The 18,686-nt window shown below is 67.1% G+C and carries 16 protein-coding genes and 1 pseudogene; 2 read left to right on the top strand and 15 right to left on the bottom strand.

What is annotated here, in order from left to right; all coding sequences use genetic code 11:
• From EJK91_RS16145 to eccB, 10 genes and pseudogenes are all read right to left on the bottom strand, one after another.
• A pseudogene (locus EJK91_RS16145) lies at positions 1-615 on the bottom strand (type VII secretion-associated serine protease); the annotation flags it as partial.
• The gene (eccD, locus tag EJK91_RS16140; RefSeq protein WP_081654531.1) at positions 600-2,198 is read right to left on the bottom strand and encodes a type VII secretion integral membrane protein EccD; all 1,599 of its coding nucleotides are present in this window, start codon (positions 2,196-2,198) and stop codon (positions 600-602) included. The gene eccD and the pseudogene EJK91_RS16145, both read right to left, overlap by 16 nt.
• Before the next feature lie 5 nt (positions 2,199-2,203).
• A complete protein-coding gene (locus EJK91_RS16135; RefSeq protein ID WP_024442140.1) occupies positions 2,204-3,220 on the bottom strand; it encodes a MinD/ParA family ATP-binding protein in 1,017 nt (338 codons plus the stop codon).
• A gap of 94 nt (positions 3,221-3,314) precedes the next feature.
• Positions 3,315-4,163, bottom strand: a complete 849-nt coding sequence (locus EJK91_RS16130; RefSeq protein WP_024442141.1) for an ESX secretion-associated protein EspG — start codon at positions 4,161-4,163, stop codon at positions 3,315-3,317.
• A gap of 101 nt (positions 4,164-4,264) precedes the next feature.
• Positions 4,265-4,558: a WXG100 family type VII secretion target gene (locus EJK91_RS16125; protein ID WP_024442142.1), complete on the bottom strand. Its 294-nt coding sequence runs from the start codon at positions 4,556-4,558 to the stop codon at positions 4,265-4,267.
• Between the two features lie 36 nt (positions 4,559-4,594).
• A complete protein-coding gene (locus EJK91_RS16120; protein ID WP_024442143.1) occupies positions 4,595-4,912 on the bottom strand; it encodes a WXG100 family type VII secretion target in 318 nt (105 codons plus the stop codon).
• A gap of 115 nt (positions 4,913-5,027) precedes the next feature.
• On the bottom strand, positions 5,028-6,212 hold the full coding sequence (locus EJK91_RS16115) for a PPE family protein (RefSeq protein ID WP_125079437.1): 1,185 nt from the start codon (positions 6,210-6,212) through the stop codon (positions 5,028-5,030).
• 3 nt (positions 6,213-6,215) lie between these two features.
• A complete protein-coding gene (locus EJK91_RS16110; protein WP_024442145.1) occupies positions 6,216-6,521 on the bottom strand; it encodes a PE domain-containing protein in 306 nt (101 codons plus the stop codon).
• 99 nt (positions 6,522-6,620) lie between these two features.
• Positions 6,621-10,760, bottom strand: coding sequence for a type VII secretion protein EccCa (gene eccCa, locus EJK91_RS16105; protein WP_164517982.1), 4,140 nt, complete (start codon positions 10,758-10,760; stop codon positions 6,621-6,623).
• A 4-nt stretch (positions 10,761-10,764) separates the two neighbouring features.
• Entirely contained in the window at positions 10,765-12,264 is a 1,500-nt protein-coding gene (gene eccB, locus EJK91_RS16100) for a type VII secretion protein EccB (protein ID WP_125079436.1), read from the bottom strand.
• Between the two features lie 149 nt (positions 12,265-12,413).
• Between eccB and EJK91_RS16095 the strand changes: the two genes are divergently transcribed.
• Both EJK91_RS16095 and EJK91_RS16090 read left to right on the top strand, forming a co-directional pair.
• The gene (locus EJK91_RS16095; protein WP_052739914.1) at positions 12,414-13,358 is read left to right on the top strand and encodes a DUF4226 domain-containing protein; all 945 of its coding nucleotides are present in this window, start codon (positions 12,414-12,416) and stop codon (positions 13,356-13,358) included.
• A 48-nt stretch (positions 13,359-13,406) separates the two neighbouring features.
• Complete coding sequence (locus EJK91_RS16090) at positions 13,407-13,682, top strand: hypothetical protein (RefSeq protein ID WP_125079435.1); 276 nt, start codon at positions 13,407-13,409, stop codon at positions 13,680-13,682.
• Positions 13,683-13,747: 65 nt separating this feature from the next.
• On the opposite strand, the gene EJK91_RS16085 is transcribed toward EJK91_RS16090, so the two are convergent.
• From EJK91_RS16085 to EJK91_RS16055, 5 genes are all read right to left on the bottom strand, one after another.
• Positions 13,748-14,704 (bottom strand): hypothetical protein, encoded by a 957-nt coding sequence (locus EJK91_RS16085; RefSeq protein ID WP_125079434.1) that lies wholly within the window; start codon positions 14,702-14,704, stop codon positions 13,748-13,750.
• Positions 14,701-16,671 carry a DUF5631 domain-containing protein gene (locus EJK91_RS21825; RefSeq protein ID WP_241178719.1) on the bottom strand — a complete coding sequence of 657 codons (1,971 nt, stop codon included), beginning with the start codon at positions 16,669-16,671 and terminating at the stop codon, positions 14,701-14,703. The genes EJK91_RS16085 and EJK91_RS21825 overlap by 4 nt, the downstream gene beginning before the upstream one ends.
• Before the next feature lie 382 nt (positions 16,672-17,053).
• On the bottom strand, positions 17,054-17,533 hold the full coding sequence (locus EJK91_RS16065) for a hypothetical protein (RefSeq protein ID WP_125079432.1): 480 nt from the start codon (positions 17,531-17,533) through the stop codon (positions 17,054-17,056).
• A 209-nt stretch (positions 17,534-17,742) separates the two neighbouring features.
• Positions 17,743-18,120: a hypothetical protein gene (locus EJK91_RS16060; protein WP_241178718.1), complete on the bottom strand. Its 378-nt coding sequence runs from the start codon at positions 18,118-18,120 to the stop codon at positions 17,743-17,745.
• A gap of 166 nt (positions 18,121-18,286) precedes the next feature.
• A complete protein-coding gene (locus EJK91_RS16055; protein ID WP_019737291.1) occupies positions 18,287-18,640 on the bottom strand; it encodes a VOC family protein in 354 nt (117 codons plus the stop codon).
• Positions 18,641-18,686 lie beyond the last annotated feature (46 nt).

Here is an 18,686-nt window from a genome sequence, read left to right as displayed (position 1 = left end):
GGGCGGAGCCACCTGAGTGATGGTCACTGGTGCCGGGATCGGCGGCGGTGCCGGCGGGCCGGGAAGATCAGCCGGCGGCAGCGGTTCGCCGATGCTCGGCGGGGGACCGGCCGGTGGGGGGAACGCCGGAACTTCCGGCATCGGGCGGGGCATCGGCAGCACGCCGAGCGGGGCCGCGGCGATGATCGACGCGGCGATGGTGCCGTGCGCATCACAGTCCTGCAAACCGCCAAGGCCCTCGGCGCCGCCCATGATGTAGTCGCCGCCGGCGACCGCCGGCAACCGGGGATTCGGCGTCACGCCGGTGTCGATGACGGCCACCGGAACGCCGTTGCCGGTGGAGTACTGCCACGCCGCGGCGATTCCGAGCATGTCGAATCCGGGTGCCAGCTGCGCCACGTCGGGGTTGGCGACGGTGATCGGCACACTGCATGAGTTCGACCGCCGCATCGGCTGGTCCGGCCCGGGCACGCCGTCGGCCGGCACCAGGGCCGGATCGACGGACGGCGGCTCGATGGCCTGCGCCATCGGCGGGCCGCTGGACATACTCACCAACAGCATCACCGCGGCGACCGCCGCTGTGCGGGCGTGCACGCGGCTCAGTTGCGCACCCACACGAACAGTCCTCCCAGCCAAGCGCCAAGCACCCCCACCACAATGAACGCCAGTACTTCGAGCCATTCGACGGCCAGCCGGATCCAGGGCACGAACTTGGTCTCGGGCACCAGCAGGCCGGCGGCCACCCCGAGTCCGGCGAAGACCGCGATCGCGGCGGATGGCCACAAGAACCCGCCGGCGGTGTCACCCGGGTTGGCCAGTGCGTACTTGACTATTCCGGCGAGCACGGCCGCGCACGCCCCGCCCACCAGGGCGATCGCTTGGACGCGGCCGGCGAAGCCGCGGCCCTGGGTGATGAACAGGCCGGCCACCAGACCGCACAGCGCCAGCGCGCCACGCGGGTGGGCCCCGCCCGGATCCAGCACCATCCAGACCGCGATCGGCAGCGCCGTGGCGATCGCGAGGCACATCCCGACCTGCACGGCGTTGATCAACCGGGCCGAGGCCGCGATCGCGGCACCGCGCGCGGAGATGTCGACCAGATCGTCCTCGTCGTCGTCACCGTCCTCCGGGCCGACTGGAGAGACCGTGTCGATCGGCATATTGGCGCGGCGGGCGAACAGGTCGCGCCCGGTGATCGAACCGAAGTACGGTGGCCGCACCCGCGCCACCCACAGCGCGATCGTCGGCGACATGCGCAACAGGATCAACAGGCCCAACAACATGCAGATGCCGATCACCTGCGGCGATACCGGATGCCACATCCGCGCTGCCGCCACCGCCCCGCCGATCCCCGCGGCGGTCACGATCGCGGTGGCCACCGCGGTCTGCGAACGCAGCAGCACGCTCAGACCGATCGCGCCCAACGCCAGGACCGTCACCCCGATCAGCAGGTGGGGGGCGCCCAGCGCACCGGGTGCCGCGCACAGTGCGGCGCAGGACAGCGCGAGCACGGCCAGCCAGCCGAATCCGCTGAACAGGTCATCGCGTGCCGGCCAGTTCCGCCGGATCACCGTGGCTCCCAGGGCCAGCAGTGCGCCGAGGCCGGCCAGGACCGTCGCGGGCGGCCAACTGTCGCTGAACATCCGGGCGCGAACCGCCAGCGTCGACAGCACGACCACCGCCATCGCCATCAGCCCGATCGCGGTGTGCGCGGCGGTCATCGCGGTGACCGGCGCGAACATCCGATCGACTCGGGAGTTGAGCAGGCGTGTCACGGTCTGCTCGTCGGCTCGGTGCCCACACTCCTGGCACTTGATCTCGGGTTGGGCGCCCAGTCGGCGGGCCGTCGCGGCCAGCGCGCTCGACAGCGATTCGTACTGCGGTTCGAAGGAGTCGCCGCCTACCGCCGGGACCAGAACCAGGGTGTCGCCGTCTTGTACGCCCAAGTCGTCGAGGCTTCGAGTGATGTCGAGCCGGACGCCGTTGACTTTGTGCAGTTCGTAGCTGCCCGGAGGCAGGGCCACCCCGTCGAAACCGTGGTGCCGCAGATCCTCGTCGAGCAGCTCGACCATTCCCTCGAAGAATTCCTCCACCGGAATACCGGCCGGGAAGACCTGCGACACGAGGTGTTTGTCGTATGCGAGACTCACCGCACAGCGTGCCGGAAACGCGACTTTAGCTGGTGTCGGAGAAGTCACCGCGCTTACCTTTCGGTGTCGGGCACGAACTTGTCGGCCAGACCTGCGGTTATTTCGAATAACCGCAGCCGGGTCTTCTTCTTTACCTCGTTGTGGACGTCGATGATTCCGCCCTTTGCCAGGTGGGCGTCATGCGGCATTACCTCCACGGTGGCGCCGGTTTTGCTGAACCGTTCGGTCAGATAGGCCACCGCGGCACTGTCCTCGCCCGGGGCGGAGTGGTTGAGGATCACCGTGGACCGCGACACCAGCTCGTGGTAGCCCTGCGAGGCCAGGTAGTCCACCGCCCGTAGCACCGGGCGGGACTGGTCTGCGGTGATCCCGGAGACGAAGACCAGCGTGTCGGTGTTCTCCAGCACCGGTTTCATGACCGGGTGCTCCAGGTCTGCCGCGGTGTCCACCAGGATCACGTTGTGCGTTCGCCGCAGCCGCGACAACACTCCGCTGAACATGGCCGGAACGAGCGGGCGCAGCTGGTCCGATGTCCGGTTGCCGGCCAGGACGTCGAGGCCGACGGCGTTTTGCCCGAGGTGTTCGCGGATGTCGGAATAGCCCTGCACGTCGGTGTCGCTCAGAACGGCCGAGTAGTCGCCGGGCGGGTGTTCGTCGATGCGATCGGACAGTGTTCCGAAGCCCGGAACGGCGTCAATCGCGATCACATTTTCCGGTCGGCATTCCCGGAACACGCTGCCGATGGCGGCGGTCATCGTCGTCACACCGTTGCCGCCTTTTCCGGACACCAACGTGATCACGTACTGACGCCGGATGTGCCGGCGAATTCGATTACGCAAATCACGGTAATGACGTTCGCGCGGAGATTCGCCGGGATTAATAACTTTCGCTGATACCACATAGATCAGTTTGCGCCAGCCCGAGCCGGGCGGAATCTTGCGTGGTGTCGCCAGGTCGGAAATGCGCATGGAGTCCGATACGGAATCCCGGTAGCGGTGGCTGGATGCCGGATCCCACCGCCCGGATGAGCCTTCGTCAGGCATATTCTGGCTATTCCATGGGCTCGTCACGTGCGTGATGTTAACACGGCTGCTGATTCCACGTTTGCAATGTTTCTCACGGTGGACAGTAATGCACGGTAATGGTGAAGATGTGAATTCACTGTCACACAACCCGCCGGTGTGAATGCCAGTCCGCGCCGGCCGGGAGTCGAGCGATGAGCCGCAGGATCGCGTTGGCGACGTCGCCACGCGTGCCGGGGGAGACGATCTGGTAGCGGCGGCCGCCGTTGTCGATGTTCTCCACGCAGACGCGGCCCGACGGAGTGTCTGAGATCAGCACCGCGGTGTCCGCGATCGCCATCCGCGCCAGCTCCTCGGGTCCGGCGCCGGGCTGGATCGCGACGATGCTGGCCTGCCCGGACTGCTGTGGGTCGGCAGCCAGCGCCACGATCTGCTGCTGGTCGATGTCGAGTCGTTGTGCGGCCAGGTAGCGGCGCAGACTGTCCTGGTCGCGGACCCGCTCCAGCAGCTCCTTGGTGTCCAGGGTGACCGGTCGCAGTTGGGCAGCCTCGGTGATGCCACACAACCGCTCGATCTGGCCGACCAGCAGATCGCTCGCGGCCGCCTGATCGGTGGCGCTGCCGGCGGGGTAGAGCCGCACCTCTTGGTCATGGCGTTCGAGCACCACCCACCAGGAGGCGAACCGGCTGATCGAGACGCGGGTCAGGTGCTGGGGGTCGCCGGAGGGCCGCCCGGGGAATTGCAGGTTGAGCATCAGCGCGATGTCGCGCCGCAGGATCACCGTCAGCCATTCCCGGACCATCGAGTCCACTTCGCCCTGCTCATCGAGCACCCCGATCGCGGTGAGTTCCTCGGCGATCGGGTGCCGCAGCGCCCGTTCGGCGGTGTCCAGGCGGGGCAGCAGGGGACGAAGCCCCAGTTCCGGGCAGAGCGTTTCGATGCCGGTGACGGCCTGCAGCACCCACAGCCCGTCGAGCGTCGTAGTCAGCACGTCACCCTCGTCTCAGTGGTTGCGGTGGTCGGCCTGACACACGAAGTGGGGTATCTGCGCCGTCCGCGCAGATACCCCACCTCGGTGACGATCGGGGGCGATCAGAAAAGGGACTGGATCGTCTGGTCGGTCGAAATGGCGCCTTCCAGCACGGAGCCGATGGTGGAGCCGTGCTGTCCGATGGTCTCGATCAGGCCCTGCAGGCCGGACAGCATCTGGGCCTGGGCTTCGAAGAAGCCGGTGGCACCGTGGCCGGCGAAGTACTCGGTCAGCATCTGGGTGAGCTGGTGGGAGTCCTGGTGGATCTGGTCGAGGGTGCCGGCGCTGGTGACCACGCTGTGGGCGTGATCGGAGACGGGCCCGGGGTTGTAGGTGATACCGCCACTGTCTGCCATGGGGATCGATGTCCTTTCGAGTACGGGGGTGGGGGGTTAGGCGGACTGTCCGCCGAAGAGCGAGTGGAAGGCGTGCTCGGAGTGGGACTCGTGCGACTCCATCAGGGCAGCGGCCTGGTTGAGGCCCTCGGTCAGGCGGTGGCCGCCGGTGAGGACTTTCTGGACGTCTTCGTGGATCTGCGCGGCGGTGGCATACGAGGCCTTGGAGCCGCCACCGTCCCACGTGCCAGCCCCCAGGATGTTCTCGTGGTCGGCCAGGTATTGGTTGGCGATCGCCTGCGCGTGTTCGATGTGCTGAGCCAACTTCGACGCGGTGTTCCGCATCAGTTCGGGCGTGACGACAATTGCTGCCATCGGTTCCTCCTCGGTTGTAGAACAACCCCCCCGGGTTCGGCGGGATGTAGCTGGCGGTAGTGTATTTGCTCCTCTCGGATGTGTCGATTCACCCTGTATTCAGCAAACGCCCAGGTCAAACCCGGTCGTCGACAACTCGCACGGTGTTGGTCCGGTCATTGGTCCGGTCGCCTTGGCCTTTTCCGCCCGCTCCGGCGCCGTGGGCCATCGGCATGCCGCCCATGCCGCCGGCGCTGGTGGTGGTCACCCGCTGCGACTCGACGGAACCCAGCGCGCCACTGGGCCGCAACCCCACCGGACGGCCGCCGCCGGACTCGAATGCGCTCACCGGTCGGGTGAACGCCGACATCGGCGCGCCCGCCCCGCCGCCCCCAAAGCCGCCCGCACCGGGTGTGGACGTCGCATTGGCCAGCATCGCCGTGGCCGGCATCCCGCCGGCCCCGGCCGGATTCAGAGCGCCGCCCAGCATGCTCGGATTCATGAACATGCCCGTCAGAGACTGCATCGGGCTCATCATCGATTGGGGCATCTGCATCAGCGACTGCGGCGCTTGCATGAGCGTCGAGCCGATCTGCTGAACCGGTCCCAGCATCGAACTCATCTGCGAGCCCATGCCCTGGGCGGCGTTGGCACCCTGGCCGGCGGCATTGCTTGCCGTCGAGGTACCGGTGTAGGCGGCGCGCATGGCACCGCCGGCCGCGGCCTGCGATGCCGCTTCGCCGACCGCGCTGGCCGCCGCCGCCGGAGCCGCGGGTGAAGCGCCCATCCCGGCCACCGGTGCCGGGACCGACAGGCTGGAGATGAGCGCGGTCAGCACGGCCCCATAGGAGGCGCCTACCGCGGCGTTGTTGGGCCAGAACAGGCCGAAGTACTCGAATTCGAGCGAGGTGATGCGCGGCGTCAAGGCCCCCAGTACCGACGGGTTGATCCCGTAGTCGGTGGCCGTCTCGATCCGGTTCTCCTCGCACTCCGCAGTGGTGCGCATGCTGCCGTAGGCCAATTGGTAGGCCTCGACCGCGGCCGCGACGATCGGCGCCTTGACATCCACCCAGCCCGCCAGCCCGTGCAACGCCACGTTCAGCAGGGTCGCGTTGAGAACCGACCCCTCCGATCCGGCGCCGATCCAACCGATCGAGGTCAATGCGGTGTTGACTGCCGAGGCGATTCCCGACGCGTGGTGGGCCACGCCCAGAGATGTCCATGCCGCCCCATTGGTCAGCATGGTCGCAACGCCCGCGCCGGATTTGATCAACATGTCGTTGGTCTCCGGTGTGCGGGCGGCCCACCCCGGGTCGGCCACTGATTAGCCGCCGAGTGCGACGGTGGCGGCTCGCAGCGCTTCGGTGGCGCCGTAGACACCCGAGGCGGTGGCCTGCGCACCGGAGAACAGCCCGCGCTGCGCCGAATGCTCGGCGACGATGCCCAGGTATTGAGTTCCCGATGCCAGCAGGGCGGCCTGGAACGCGATGGAATCGGGGTCGTTACCCATCGGCAGAACGCCCAGCAGGGCCGGGCTGGCCGCGGAGGCGGCCGCCTCTGTCTCGGCGGTGATCGCGGCTTCGACGCCCGATGACGCCAAGACCGCTTCCGGTTCTACAGAGAACATAATTTCCTCCCCATGCCTCATCGCTGATGTGCCGACGTTGGCAAGTCGGAGTCGATCGTAAACCGATATTCGGTCCCCGTCACTTCACGATGTAAATACCGGTTACTGCTGCTCGAAATCGTGGATCATCGACGAGGGCACTCCGACCAGCACACCTTCCACTTCGGAATCGTTGACCAGTAATCCCCGGCCCGCGGGCAACGCCTGTGCGCGCACCATCCGATTGACCTTGTTCTGCGGGTCGTTGTCCATGAACAAAGTGGGCACCTTGGCGGCGCGCTGCGTCTTGACCCAGGGGTCCATCTCCAGCTGGCCGAAGTTGGAGGAGTTCCTGGTGGCGAACACGTGCAGCCCGATCTGGCGGCCCCGCTCCATCAGCTTCCACAACGCCGCGCCCACCGGGGGCTTGGCCGGATGGATCTGCGCCGGACGCAGATCCTGCACGTCGTCGACCAGCACGAAATGGCGCGGCCCCTCCCACGGCTTGAGGGCGCGCAGCTCCTCCTGGCTCAGGCCCTTGGCGGGCAGCCGGGGCAGCAGCACCTGCTGCGCCAGCGTGGTCAGCACCTCGTCGATCTCGTCCTGGTCGTAGGCGTAGGCATTGACGTAGCCGGCGCCCTGCAGGTCACGCAGCGGTCCGGTCTTGGGGTCGACGATGGTGATCTGGGCTTCCTGCGGGCTGAACCGCGCCATCACCGCTTCGCCGATCGCGGCCAGGGTGGCGCTCTTGCCGCATAGGGCCCGCCCCAGAATCATCATCCCGGGATGTTCGGACAGCATCAGCGGCACCGGCAGCAGATCGTGCTGCTCGCCGATCATGAACGCGATCGACGGAGCGGTCCGGGCGGGTGGCCGCTGGGCGACGTCGTAGGCCAGGAGCTCCGACAGCGCCACCGCGGGCGGCAGCCGCTTGAGCGTGGCGTGCTTGGTCACGCCCGCGACCTCGGCGACTCGCGCGCCCAGTTCCCGGGTCCCGATCCGGGCGCCGTCTTCGGTGGCCAGCTCCGGCACCCCGATGAGCATCTCGTGCAACGACTCGGTCAGACCGAAACCGGGCCGGTTCACGGTGCGCTTGGCGGCATCGCGGGCGTCCAGTGACGCCGTGCCCATCTCGTTCTCGCCCGGGTTCTGCAGCCGCAACTGGATGCGTACGTCGGAGTTCTGCAGCAACGTCTGACGCTGGCCGTGGATCCAGCCGGAAGCGCTGGTCATCAGGTGCACCCCGGACTCGGGACCGACACCGCTGAGCGCGATGATCCGGTCGCCGAGCATGGTGTCGGCGGCGTAGAGGTCGGAGAAGTCATCGATGACCAGGAACACGTCGCCGTAGGGATCGCCTGGATCGGTGCCCGCGAGGCTGTCGCCACCGGACCCGAAGCGCCGCTCCCGGAATTCGTTGATGTCGATCTTGTCGCGGCGGAAGGTGTCTTGGCGGGCGCTGATCAGCGCGGCCATGGTGGCAACGGTGCGCTCCACGCCCTCGCGGTCGGCCGGTGAGACGATGTCGGCCACATGCGGCAGCGTCTCGGCGTAGCCCAGCGTGGCGCCGCCGACACAGAAGAACGTCAACCGCGCCGGGGTGTACATCAGCGCCGCCGAACACATCAGCGTCATCAGCGTCGTCGTCTTGCCGCGGCTCTTGGCGCCGACCACCATCACGTTGCTGCGCAACACGTCGACGCAGTGCACCACCTGCTGGGCATCCTCGGGGATGTCTTTGACGGCCAGCGGCCACACCAGTCCCGGGTTGCGGCCGTAGTCGACGTTCCACGGCTTGCCCCGGTAGCGGGCCACCAGCTGATCGACCGACTCGGAGATCTCCAACGGGGGCAGCCACGGCAGGTGCGGTGCCTTGCGGTCGGCGGCAATCAGGGACTCGCGCAGCACATCGACGATCTTCTTCTTCTTGAACCCGTCGGCGTGCAAAAGGAATTCGTCGGGCTCGGCATCGGTGGTCGACATATCCTGCAGCGCTTGCGCGTCCGCCTCGTCCAGCGGCTGGTACTGCCAGGTGTAGAGCCGCGGTTTGGTCAAGGTCATGTCGAGCGTCTTGCCCGTCGACGTCTTGCGCTTGGGGACGACGAACGGCGCCGACAGGTAAAAGCAGCGGAACGGGTCCAGGTCGCGCGGGCCGACCTTCAACAGCCCGAAGCCGTTCTCTTTCGAGGGCAGGTGATAGGCGGCGTCCGAGCCGATTACCTCGCGGCTGTCGTCACCGGACTCGGCGCGCAGAGCCACCCGGAAGGCGATGTTGGACTTGACCTTTTGCAGCGACGACAGGTCCAGTCGTTGCCCGCCGAGCATGAAGAAGACGTTGGCGCCGCGGCCTTCTTGACCGATGTGGATGATCAGGTCGATCCACTTGGGGTGGTTCTGGAACAACTCCAGGTATTCGTCGATCACCACCAGCAGGATCGGCACCGGCTCCAGGTCCCGGCCGGCCAGCCGGATCTCCTCGTAGTCGTTGGCGTCGCGCGCACCGACGGAGTTGAACAGGCGGTAGCGCCGGGCGATCTCACCGTCGATGGCCCGGCGCATCCGTTCGGCGAGGTGCCGCTCGTCCTTACCGAGGTTGGACAGGGCCGCCGACACGTGCGGGATGCCGAGGATGTCCTGGGCCGCGGACTCGAACTTCATGTCCACGAAGATCACGTTGAAGGTTTCCGGCGAGTGGGTCAGCGCGATGCCGTACACCAGGGAAAGGAAGAACTCCGATTTGCCCGAGCCGCTGGTGCCGATCACCACCGAGTGGAAACCGAAGCCGCCGAAGTCTTTTGCGCGCAGTACAACGTTCTGCAGTTCGCCGTTGGGTTTGGCGCCGACCGGGATCTCCGCCCAGCGTTCGTCGCCGCGACTGCGCCGCTCGGCCCACAGCCGGTCGACGTTCAGCTCGCGCGCGTCCTCGATGCCCAGCGCGCGCAACAGTTCCAGGGCGCCGCTGCCCGCGTCGGCGACGTCGACACTGGCTGTCGGGGACCAGCGCGCCATCGCCCGCGCGTAGCGGTAGGCGCGCGGCACCGACAGTTGGTCGGCGTGGGCGAAGAACTTGCCGCCGGAGCGCAGCATAGGACGCGGCGGATTACCGGTGACCTCGAAGATCTCATCGCGGGCGAACCCGACACCATTGCCGAGCCGGGAGGCGACCCGCAGCACCGTGATGCCCTCCTTGCCGACGCGCCCGACGACGCTCTCCCAGGCCTCGGGGCTGCCGGTGTTGTCATCGACGATCACCCAGTGCGGACCAAGATCGTGCCCGTCCGTGCCGGTCTCCAGCGCCGAGCCCATGGTGGTGGGACTGGGCGTCGACGGCGGCCGCCAGGCGCCGCGCTTGCCTTTCATGTGCAGGTCGGCGCCGAGCGTCGCCTCGAGTTCGGTCGGGCTGGTGAACACCAGGCGCCGCCACCCGCAGGCATCGAACAGCTCGTCGTGCTGGTTGTGCGGAAGCCAGACCATCCACGACCACAGCTCGGGGTGCCGGGTCACCACCATCAACTTGACGTCCAGCGGATTGTGAAACACCGCCAACCCACTCAGCACCGAACGCAGCAACGAGCGGACCCCGTCCAGGTCCTCGCCAACGAAGCTGAAGCCCGGGCGGGCGCGCAGGTTGACCACTTTCGCGATGTCGCGGATCTTGCGTTGTTCGAGAATGAAGTCGCGCAACGCCTGGCCGGTGACCGGCTCCAGCTCCTCGTCGATCGGGATCTCCGGCCACTGCACCGACAACACCGAGTCCGGGGCGTGCTGCACGCCGACGCCCACCCGCACATCGAGGAAGTCCGCATCCGAGCGGCGACGCTCCCACATCTGCGGGCCGCCGATGACAGCGCCCAAGTCCTGCGGGTTGGAGTGCACCAACTCTTGGGAATTGCGTTGGGCGCAGACCGCTTTCTGGATCTCGTCGCGCTCGCTGTCGAGGGATCGCAGATAGCTGCGCCGGTTCTTCTCCTGCTCACCCCAGCTGATCTTGCGGGCCCGGCCGAATCGCCCGGAGAACATCAGCATGCCCAGGCCGGCCATGCCCACCATCGGGAACATGCCCGAACCCAGGCTGCGCACCCCGGACACGTAGAGCATGACGATGGTGCCGATCAGCGCGACGATCAGTGCGGGCATGCCGATCATCACCCACAGGTTGCGTGGCTCGCGTTCGGGGAGGGCGTCCGGCGCGCGGGGCGCGACCCGCACCGGCTTGGGCTCGGGGACCTGCAGACGGACCGGAACGAATGCGCGCTTTGACATCGCCTCAGTGCCCTCCTGGGACGCCCTGCTGATTGGTGGGGACTACCGGCTGCACCGCGCCGGCCGACGCCACGGTGTCGCGGGCCAGCAGCGCGGCATGCCGCGACAGTTCCGGACCGGTCGCGAAGGTGCGCAGCAGCGGCCACGGCGCCTGCTGTGCCGAGCCGGGATCCAGTCCGAGGCCCCGCAGGGTCTCGCTCTCACCGGCGATGCCGAACCGGACACCGTTGGGCGACACCCAGAACAGGGTTTCGCGGGAATCGGAGTCGAGCAGTTCGCTGGTCGAGGTGACGAAGTTGGTTGCGCCCGGCAGCACCAAGACCTGGTTGGCCACCACCGAGGTGGGGCTGCGGTCATCGCGCACCAACCGGACGATCCGGTTGTCCATCGCGGGCGACACCGGCAGGCCTCGCCCGCTGTACAGGGTGATCCGTGCCTGCCGGTCGCCGGGTGCCTTCTCCCAGCCCACGCACGTGGTCGGGTCGGCGGTGGTGTCGACGAACGTGAGCTTGCTGTTGGGGTAGTACTCCACGGGCAGCGTGCTGACTTCCGGGATGTTGACCAGCTTGTCCGGGCTGACCACCAGCGGCGCCACGGACCCGAATGAGTTCGCGCTGCGGATCAGGTCGGCCACGAAACTGGTGATCTTCTGGACCCCGTCGGGCACCAGTACATAGAACTGGGAGCCGCCGCCGGCCGTCCGGGTCTCCAGCACCGCCCCGACCTGGGAGCCGGGCACCCACTGCGACGGCGTGCCGGCCAGGGGGATCACCGGGGCCCGCAGCGGCTCCGTGCTGGGCAGCGCGTCGAACAGTGCCCGCGACATCTCCACCGGAGCGGTGATGCCCGGATCGATGCCGAGGCTCAGGGTGACCGCCCGGTCGGCGGGATCCACCTGGGACCGTTTGCCGCCCCAGATGACGTAGGTGGCGCCCTGGAAGCGGGTCAATACGGCCGCGCCCGGGGCCAGCGGCGCGGCACGGCCGGCCGTGCTCAACGGGCCCGCGATCGAGGTCACCACGGGGGGCTCGGCGCGGCGCGGGGAGCCCGCGGTGTCGCAGACCGCCCAGGCCGAGGGGGCGCCGGTGTTGGCGACCAATGAGGTCGGGGCACCCGGGATGCCAATCATCGGGCCGGTGGGGTACTTGGCGATCTCCGCGGGCTTGACCCAAGTGGGCACTTGCGCGTTGCCGACCGCCAGTCGAGCCGAGGTGATGTTCAGCGCCGGGTACAGTCGCCCGTCGATGCGCGCATAGATCGCACCGGAGTCGCGGTCGCCGACGATCGACGATGTCCGCACGATCCCGGCCGGACGCAGCACATTCAGCAACAGCATCCAGCCCATGCCGATGAAGATCAGCACGACCGAGAGCACGATCGCGGCGGTCTGCTTGCGGTCGTCGTGCTTCATGCGCACCGAGAATTTAGTGGTGGCGGCGCGCAGTCGTCGGTTGTAGAACAGGTGACCGGAGTTCTGGTCCCGGTTCGACAGACTCAGCGGCATGCTCTGTTACCCCTAACGGCGCACGCTCGGTGATGCTGCGCCGCCCCCTGCGGCGACAAAGCGCACCGCGACGACATTACTGGCCTTGGCCAGCGGGAACCAGTCACTTGGGAACACGCGATGACGCCGTCGGGCGTAGCTTTTGAGCTATGCCGGAGCAGTTGGGGGCGTTCGCTGAGGCCGCCCGGGCACGCGAAGAGCAGTTGGTGCAACGGTTGGCGATGGCGGTTGAGCTCGACCGGTCTTTTGAGGGGATCCTGCGCGGAGCCCACCAGCACAACGTGCAGGCGCGGCAGCGTTTGGATGCGATCGAGGCCGCGATCCACCAGGCCGCCGCCAGTTGGCCAGGCTTGGACACCCCGGCCGGGGCCCGTCAGTTCCAGACCTTTCTCGTGGGCAAGACTCGGGAAGTCCACCAAGTCATCTCCGATGCCGCAGCGGACAGTCAGCAGCGGAGTGCGCAGGTGCAGGCGCTGACCGAGCGATACCGGGCTCGTGACGATCTGGCGTCGAGTGGGCCGAAGGGGTCAACAGGCCCGGACCGCGCGAACGAGTCGGCGCAAATGGTCGGCTTTAGGCACGGTATTGGAAATCCGCAGACACCTCCGCTCAAGCCAGACCCGTCTGATCCGCCGATGCCGCAACCCCCTACCGGGCATCCGCTTTCGGAATTGCCGCCTGAACTCGGCGGCAGACCGTCGGGTGAGTCCCCTCAGGTTCCACCGGTGAAATTTGGGCCGTATTGGGTTCCCCCCGAAGTCGCAGAAGCAGGGACCCAATGGGTTAACAGCCATGTTCCAAACCGGACTCCAGCGGAGTGGACGCAGGCATTGTCCGACACGTTAGGAGCGGGCTACGCGAAGGGTCAGCAGGAGCAGGCGATCCGCGTGCTGCAAGCGGCGCAGGCGGGCCAATGTAGCGTTGACGACGCAGCTAGAAGCCTTTTCGCGCTCGGATTGGATGGTTTGGGGGTCGCCGGCGCGGTACCGCTTGCTGAGGCTCCGCCGATCGCGATCGTCGCTGCTGCAGGGGCGCTGGGAGACGGTGTGCTGAATATCGGCGACATTATCCGGTGCTTGGGCGGATCAACGTAATGCGGACGGCTTCCTTTGGTGTCGAGCTAGACATCCTTCGAGTGCTAGGTGATCAATTTGTTCCGTGATTTGTTCCAAGTACTGCTGCCATTGTTAGTGACGGCAGGGACGTTGCCGTTACTGGATAAAAACCCCCGCCGGGTAAGAGCGTTCGGCGTAGCACTCCTCGTTTTTGCGGTGCTCTGTGTTCCTCTCCTCATGATCGAGCTGTCTTCGGCGGGTGGAAAGGTCTGGCTGGCTGCGCTGCGCATGGTGTCTTGCCTACTCGGAGGCGTCTATCTGCTGGTCCGGGTTCATCTTTCGCGACGCGAAGTGGACCAATAATTCGGCCGGGTGCGCCACAACGGCGGCGCATAGTCGCCGCTTCGATCAGCGCGGCGAAGGGTCTGTCACTTCGACGAGTCGTTCGTGTCCACAATGCGTTTCAGCGGCGTGATGCCAGGGTGCCCGGCATCTTTTGCGACGGACTTGGTCACCGGCACATTGGGCGGGGCCGTCGTGCGACCCTTGACGGGCTGGCCGTTGGCCACGCCCGGAGCGGCGATCCGCTTCGCGTCGGTCTTGTCGTCTTTGCCGCCCTTGCCGCCGGCGCCAGCCCCGCCGGGCATCATCGGCATCATCCCGCCGCCGCCCCCACCCGCGGTGGGCGCACCGCCAGCGGGGCCGGCCGCACCGGTATTGGCCAGGGAGCTAGCGGGCGTTGTCGGCGTTGAGGTCCCTGGAACCGGGGGCGGACCGAGGTTGCTGGCCGGCGTGGTGCCCACACCCAGTCCTCCGCCGCTTCCGCCGGAGCCGAAATCTCCACCGCCCAAGCCGGGGTCGGGACTGATGTCTGAGGCCAGCGTGGTGCCGCCGAGGCCGGCCTTGCCCAGCGACGACGCGGCGCTCATCAGTGGTGACAACGCGCCCTGGCCGGCTTGCATCAAGCCCTGGGGCAGCTTGGTCACCGCGCCGAGGGCCCCGCTGAGTGCACTGGTGATGCCCTGCATCGCGCCGTTGACGCCCTGCATCGCCCCGCCCATGGCTTCCTGCGGTGATTGCTGCGCCATCAGGGCGTCGCCCTGCGAGGCGACGTTCTGGAACTTCGATACCGCGTCCGCCTCGTGCTCGGCGAACTTGCGCACGGCATCGGCGGCGTGGCCGGTGCGGTCCCGGTGATCGTTGGCGAGTTCGGTGTTCTCCTCGACCAGGTTCAAGTTGGTTGCGGCGCCGAAGGCGGCCATCGTGGCGTCGACCGGGGAGGATCCGCCCGGATGGACCGGTCCCGGAGGGATTGCCGTCGGGGGCTGTGAGAGCGCGATGTGCAAGAAGTCCGCACCGTAATGCTTCACGAAGTCGTCTGTCATGGCCTAACACCTCCATGCCGTACGGCCACTGCCAGATACCAGGCCAGGTGGTAGCGGGCGAGCTCTTCGCTTCCATCGATCAGGGCGTCGATGGCCGCCAACAGCATCCAGTCGGCGACATCCCGCGGAGCATGCTGCGGATATGCCGACAGTACGCGCGCCTGTGTCGCGGTGACTACCTGCCGGAACAGCTCGATTTCGTTGTCGGCGACACCGGATCTGCGGGCCACGGCGCGTGCCACGGTCTGCACGATCCGCGGTAGGCGGTCGTTGGTGCCGGTGATGTCGATGAGCGTGGGACCGAGTTCGTCGACGTGCTGCCCATAGCGGGCGCGCTCCCCGCTGCCGGGAATCGGATCGTTCGGACCGGCCTCGGTGACATAGGTGTTCGGTTGATGGGCGGCGGCGGCGATCACCGCACCCAGCAGATCGACCGCGCTGGTATCGCGGCGACGGTGGGCCGGGTCCAGCAACGTCAGCCCGGGCGGGAGTTTGACAGTGGGCGGAATCCAGCCGCCGGCCAAATCGGTGGCCAGCACGGTGGTGGTCTCGTCGTCGCGAAGCCCGGCCGCCCAGGCCAGGTCCGGCGCCTGGCGGGCCACCGCGTCGACTTTGCGCTGCAGATCCTGGTGTTCGGCCAGGCGCCGGGCGGCCGTACCGGCTCCGGCTCCGGCCGTGCTCCCGGCGCCCATGCTGCCGGCCACCGATGCGCCGGACTGATTGGCGGCGCCGGGTGTGGGTTTGCCCGGTGCCGGACGATCGCCGGTGGAGGCCACGGTTGGCCCCCCGGACGTCGGCGTGGTGGTGCCACCGGGCGGGGGAGTCGGGCCCGCAGGACCTGCGGGTGCCGTGGGTGCGGCCGGGACGGCGGCAGCGGCCGGGCGCAAATCCGTCCCGTAGCCGGGCAAGGGGCCCGACGGGGCCACCGGACCGGCGCTGATCGGCCCCGACGACACGGAGGCCGGGCTCGCTGTCACGGGCGGTGCCGCGGGTGCTGCCGGTGTCGCGCCACCCGTGACAGCGGGCGGGGCGATCTCGGTGTTGGGGCTGGCCAACTGGGCCATATTGCCGAGCGCACCGCCCGCCATCGGCGTCACCGACGGTGAGGGCGGAATCTGCGACGGCTGACCGAATCCTCCGGTGCCGGCTCCACCCGGCGGTATAGGCGGTGGCGGCCCGCCCGGTCCCGCAGGGCCGCCGCCCGGCATGCTCGCGGCTAGTGCCTGGGTGGGGCCGCCGCCAGAAAGGCCGGGTGGCATTCCACCGCCGCCGGGGCTGCCCAGGCCTGACATTCCGGAGGTCATGGGTGAGGGGACGCCGCCACCTCCACCCATGCCGGGTATGCCGCCGGGGGCGCCGAAGTTAGAGGCGCCGGCTTGCCCTCCTTGAGGGCCGAAGGTGCCGCTGTCGTTGCCGCCTGTGGTGATGCCGCTGGTGCCTGTGGTGATGCCGCTGCTGTTGCCGCTGTTGCCGCCGTTGCTGCCTGTGGTGATGCCGCTGGTGCCTGTGGTGATGCCGCTGCTCTTGCCGCCTGGGGTGCCGCCGTTGCTGTCTGTGGTGATGCCGCTGGTGCCGGTAGTGATGCCGTTGCTGCCGCTGCCACTGTTGCTGCCGCCCGTCCCTCCAATGTTGTTGCCACCTGCGCCGCTGTTGGCGGGACCGGCCGGAAGAAGAAGTTCGTCGACGCTCTTGGGGCCTGGGTGATTCTCCGCATAGCCGTTGCCGTACGGGAATGGAAGCTGATCGGTGCCGGCGGCCTTCCTGCTCAGCTCTTCACCGGTGGGTGGTTGTGACGGGGGTGGGCTGAACTTTGCGCCGTTGTCTTGCAGCCACTTTTGTGCGTCACCCGCAATGCCCAATTCGTTGAACATCTGCTGAGTCGCCGCGACGATCTTACCGATTGCTTCTGAACTGTCTTCGCTGGCTTCAGTGTTGGCAGTTGCGATCAGGCCAATCGCTTCGGCCATCGACTCAGGCGTGTTCTTCGCTACGAGTTCGTCAATCTTGGGGTTATACCGGTCGGCGATGTTGGTCAATTTTCGGCGGAGTTCATCACCGGCGTTGGCGACACTGCGACTAGCGGTGCTCTTGCTTCGACAGTGCTCTGCGGCGTTCGCTAGACGGTTGTAGCCGATTCGTAGCCGAATCAGCTCGTCTTCTGTCGTTTGTCCGCTGTTTCTCGCGCTTACGCCGTCTGTGAATGCCCGGAGTTCTACAGCCTCGTGCTCTTTAGCGCTCGATTGGTCTGACCAGTACTGGATACCGCTATGCGGATCAGCCGGCGCTGCGGGCCACCACGCACCTACCAAGTAGGACGACCATTTGCCTGGCGGTAGGTCAGTCGGCAGATCAGTCACCGCATAGTTCCTTCAATGCGCGTTCTTTGGCGTTTACGGCGTCTACGGCTGAATCGAATCGTGAGTCACCCGCTCTACCGCTGGACGACTCAACAACCAAGCTTTCGTACGACTGCACCACCGCGTTCGCCGCATCGCGATAGGTAGATTCCAATGCGGGGTTGGATGCCGCGCTTTCGACGATAAGGGCACCGTTCACCAAGGCGATACGTCCAAAGCCTGCGTCGGGTCCGTTGGTCTCGATATGGACAGCGTCCATGGCCGGTTTGAGCTGACCACATAAGTCGGCCTTGGCGGCCGTCTTTTGGGCCGTCGAATAGGTCGGGCCGGCCGGGACTCGAGTGAGCGCCACGATTGCCAGGATCATCGAGGCAATACCCAACAATGCGCCAAGGGCCGCGTACACTAGGGCAGACCGCTGGCGCGGCTGACCAGTTGGTGATGCTGGCCAGGAGGGCGAGGGCATGGTCACATTGCGGATGGTAGCCCTCAACGCGATTTCGCGTTTACATCCTGATTGGAACCCGCGCCATCAGGCCAGTGGGGAATCTCAAGCTGTCGCCTCAGCGGTTTGGCGTCGCGATGCCCGACTCTGACCGGCGTGATCGCACGCTCCAACCATGGGCTGAGACCGGCGTATCGGGGTAGCTTCAGCCTGCGTCGATCTCCTACCGAAGGCGGTTAATCGCCGCAGAGCTCCTGCATCGCGCGAGCGTTGGCGTTGGTCTCGGAAACCACCGCTTCGAGTTCCGGGTCGCCGCCTTCTTTGCCGGTAGCAACCGCCACGAGCGTTTGGTAGGTGAGGGCGAGCGCGCGAGCTGCATCGCGATACTTAGGGTCTAGGGCGGGGTCCGCCGCGGCCGTCTCCAGGATGAGGGCGCCGTTCGTTGCGGATAGCCTCCCGAGCGCAACGTTGTCAGGCGTGTTCGTCTCGATGTGTTCCGCATGAGCCGCAAGCCTGTAACTGTCGCAGAGACGCTTCTTGGCGTCGGCTTGCTGCGCGGCCGTGTAATGCGGCGCTGACGCGTCTGCTGATCGGGTTAGCGAAATGATCGCCACGATCAATGCCGCGACTGATAGCAAGGCAGCCAGCGCCGCGAGTACCACCGCAGTGGATCGCCGAGGCGTCGGAACGGGAGGAGGTGTGGGCCAAGGAGGTGGTGTCATGGTCACATTGCGGATGGTAGACCCCGACTACGACCTGGGGTCCCTGAATGGCGCCCCCCTACCGCCCCAACGGCTTATAGAACACCAGCCCATTGCCCTTGTTGTCGTAGACCACCGCCCGGCGCTCGTGCGCATCGTCGTAGGGGCCCTTGACGATTCCGCCGCCACTGGCCTCGATCGCTTTCGCCGCACCGTCTACGTCGTCGGTCTTGATGCCGACCACCACCTGCCCGTGGATGGGGTGGTCCACCGCGGTCGCCAATGCCAGCGTCACCGACCCGCCGTCAAGCGCGGCGAAGTGTGCGCCGTCGCGAAACTTCAGTGGCATGCCCAGGGTCTCGCTGTAGAACTTGATCGACTCGTCCAGGTCGTCGGTGGATAAGACGATCATCCGAATGTCGTGGTCGCTCATTGCTACCTCCTGTGGATTCGGTCTCGGTCCAGGTTAGGCCCGAGAT

Source organism: Mycobacterium sp. P7213, from assembly GCF_900604305.1.
Classification (GTDB): Bacteria; Actinomycetota; Actinomycetes; order Mycobacteriales; family Mycobacteriaceae; genus Mycobacterium.
This window is presented reverse-complemented; position numbering and strand designations above follow the sequence as displayed.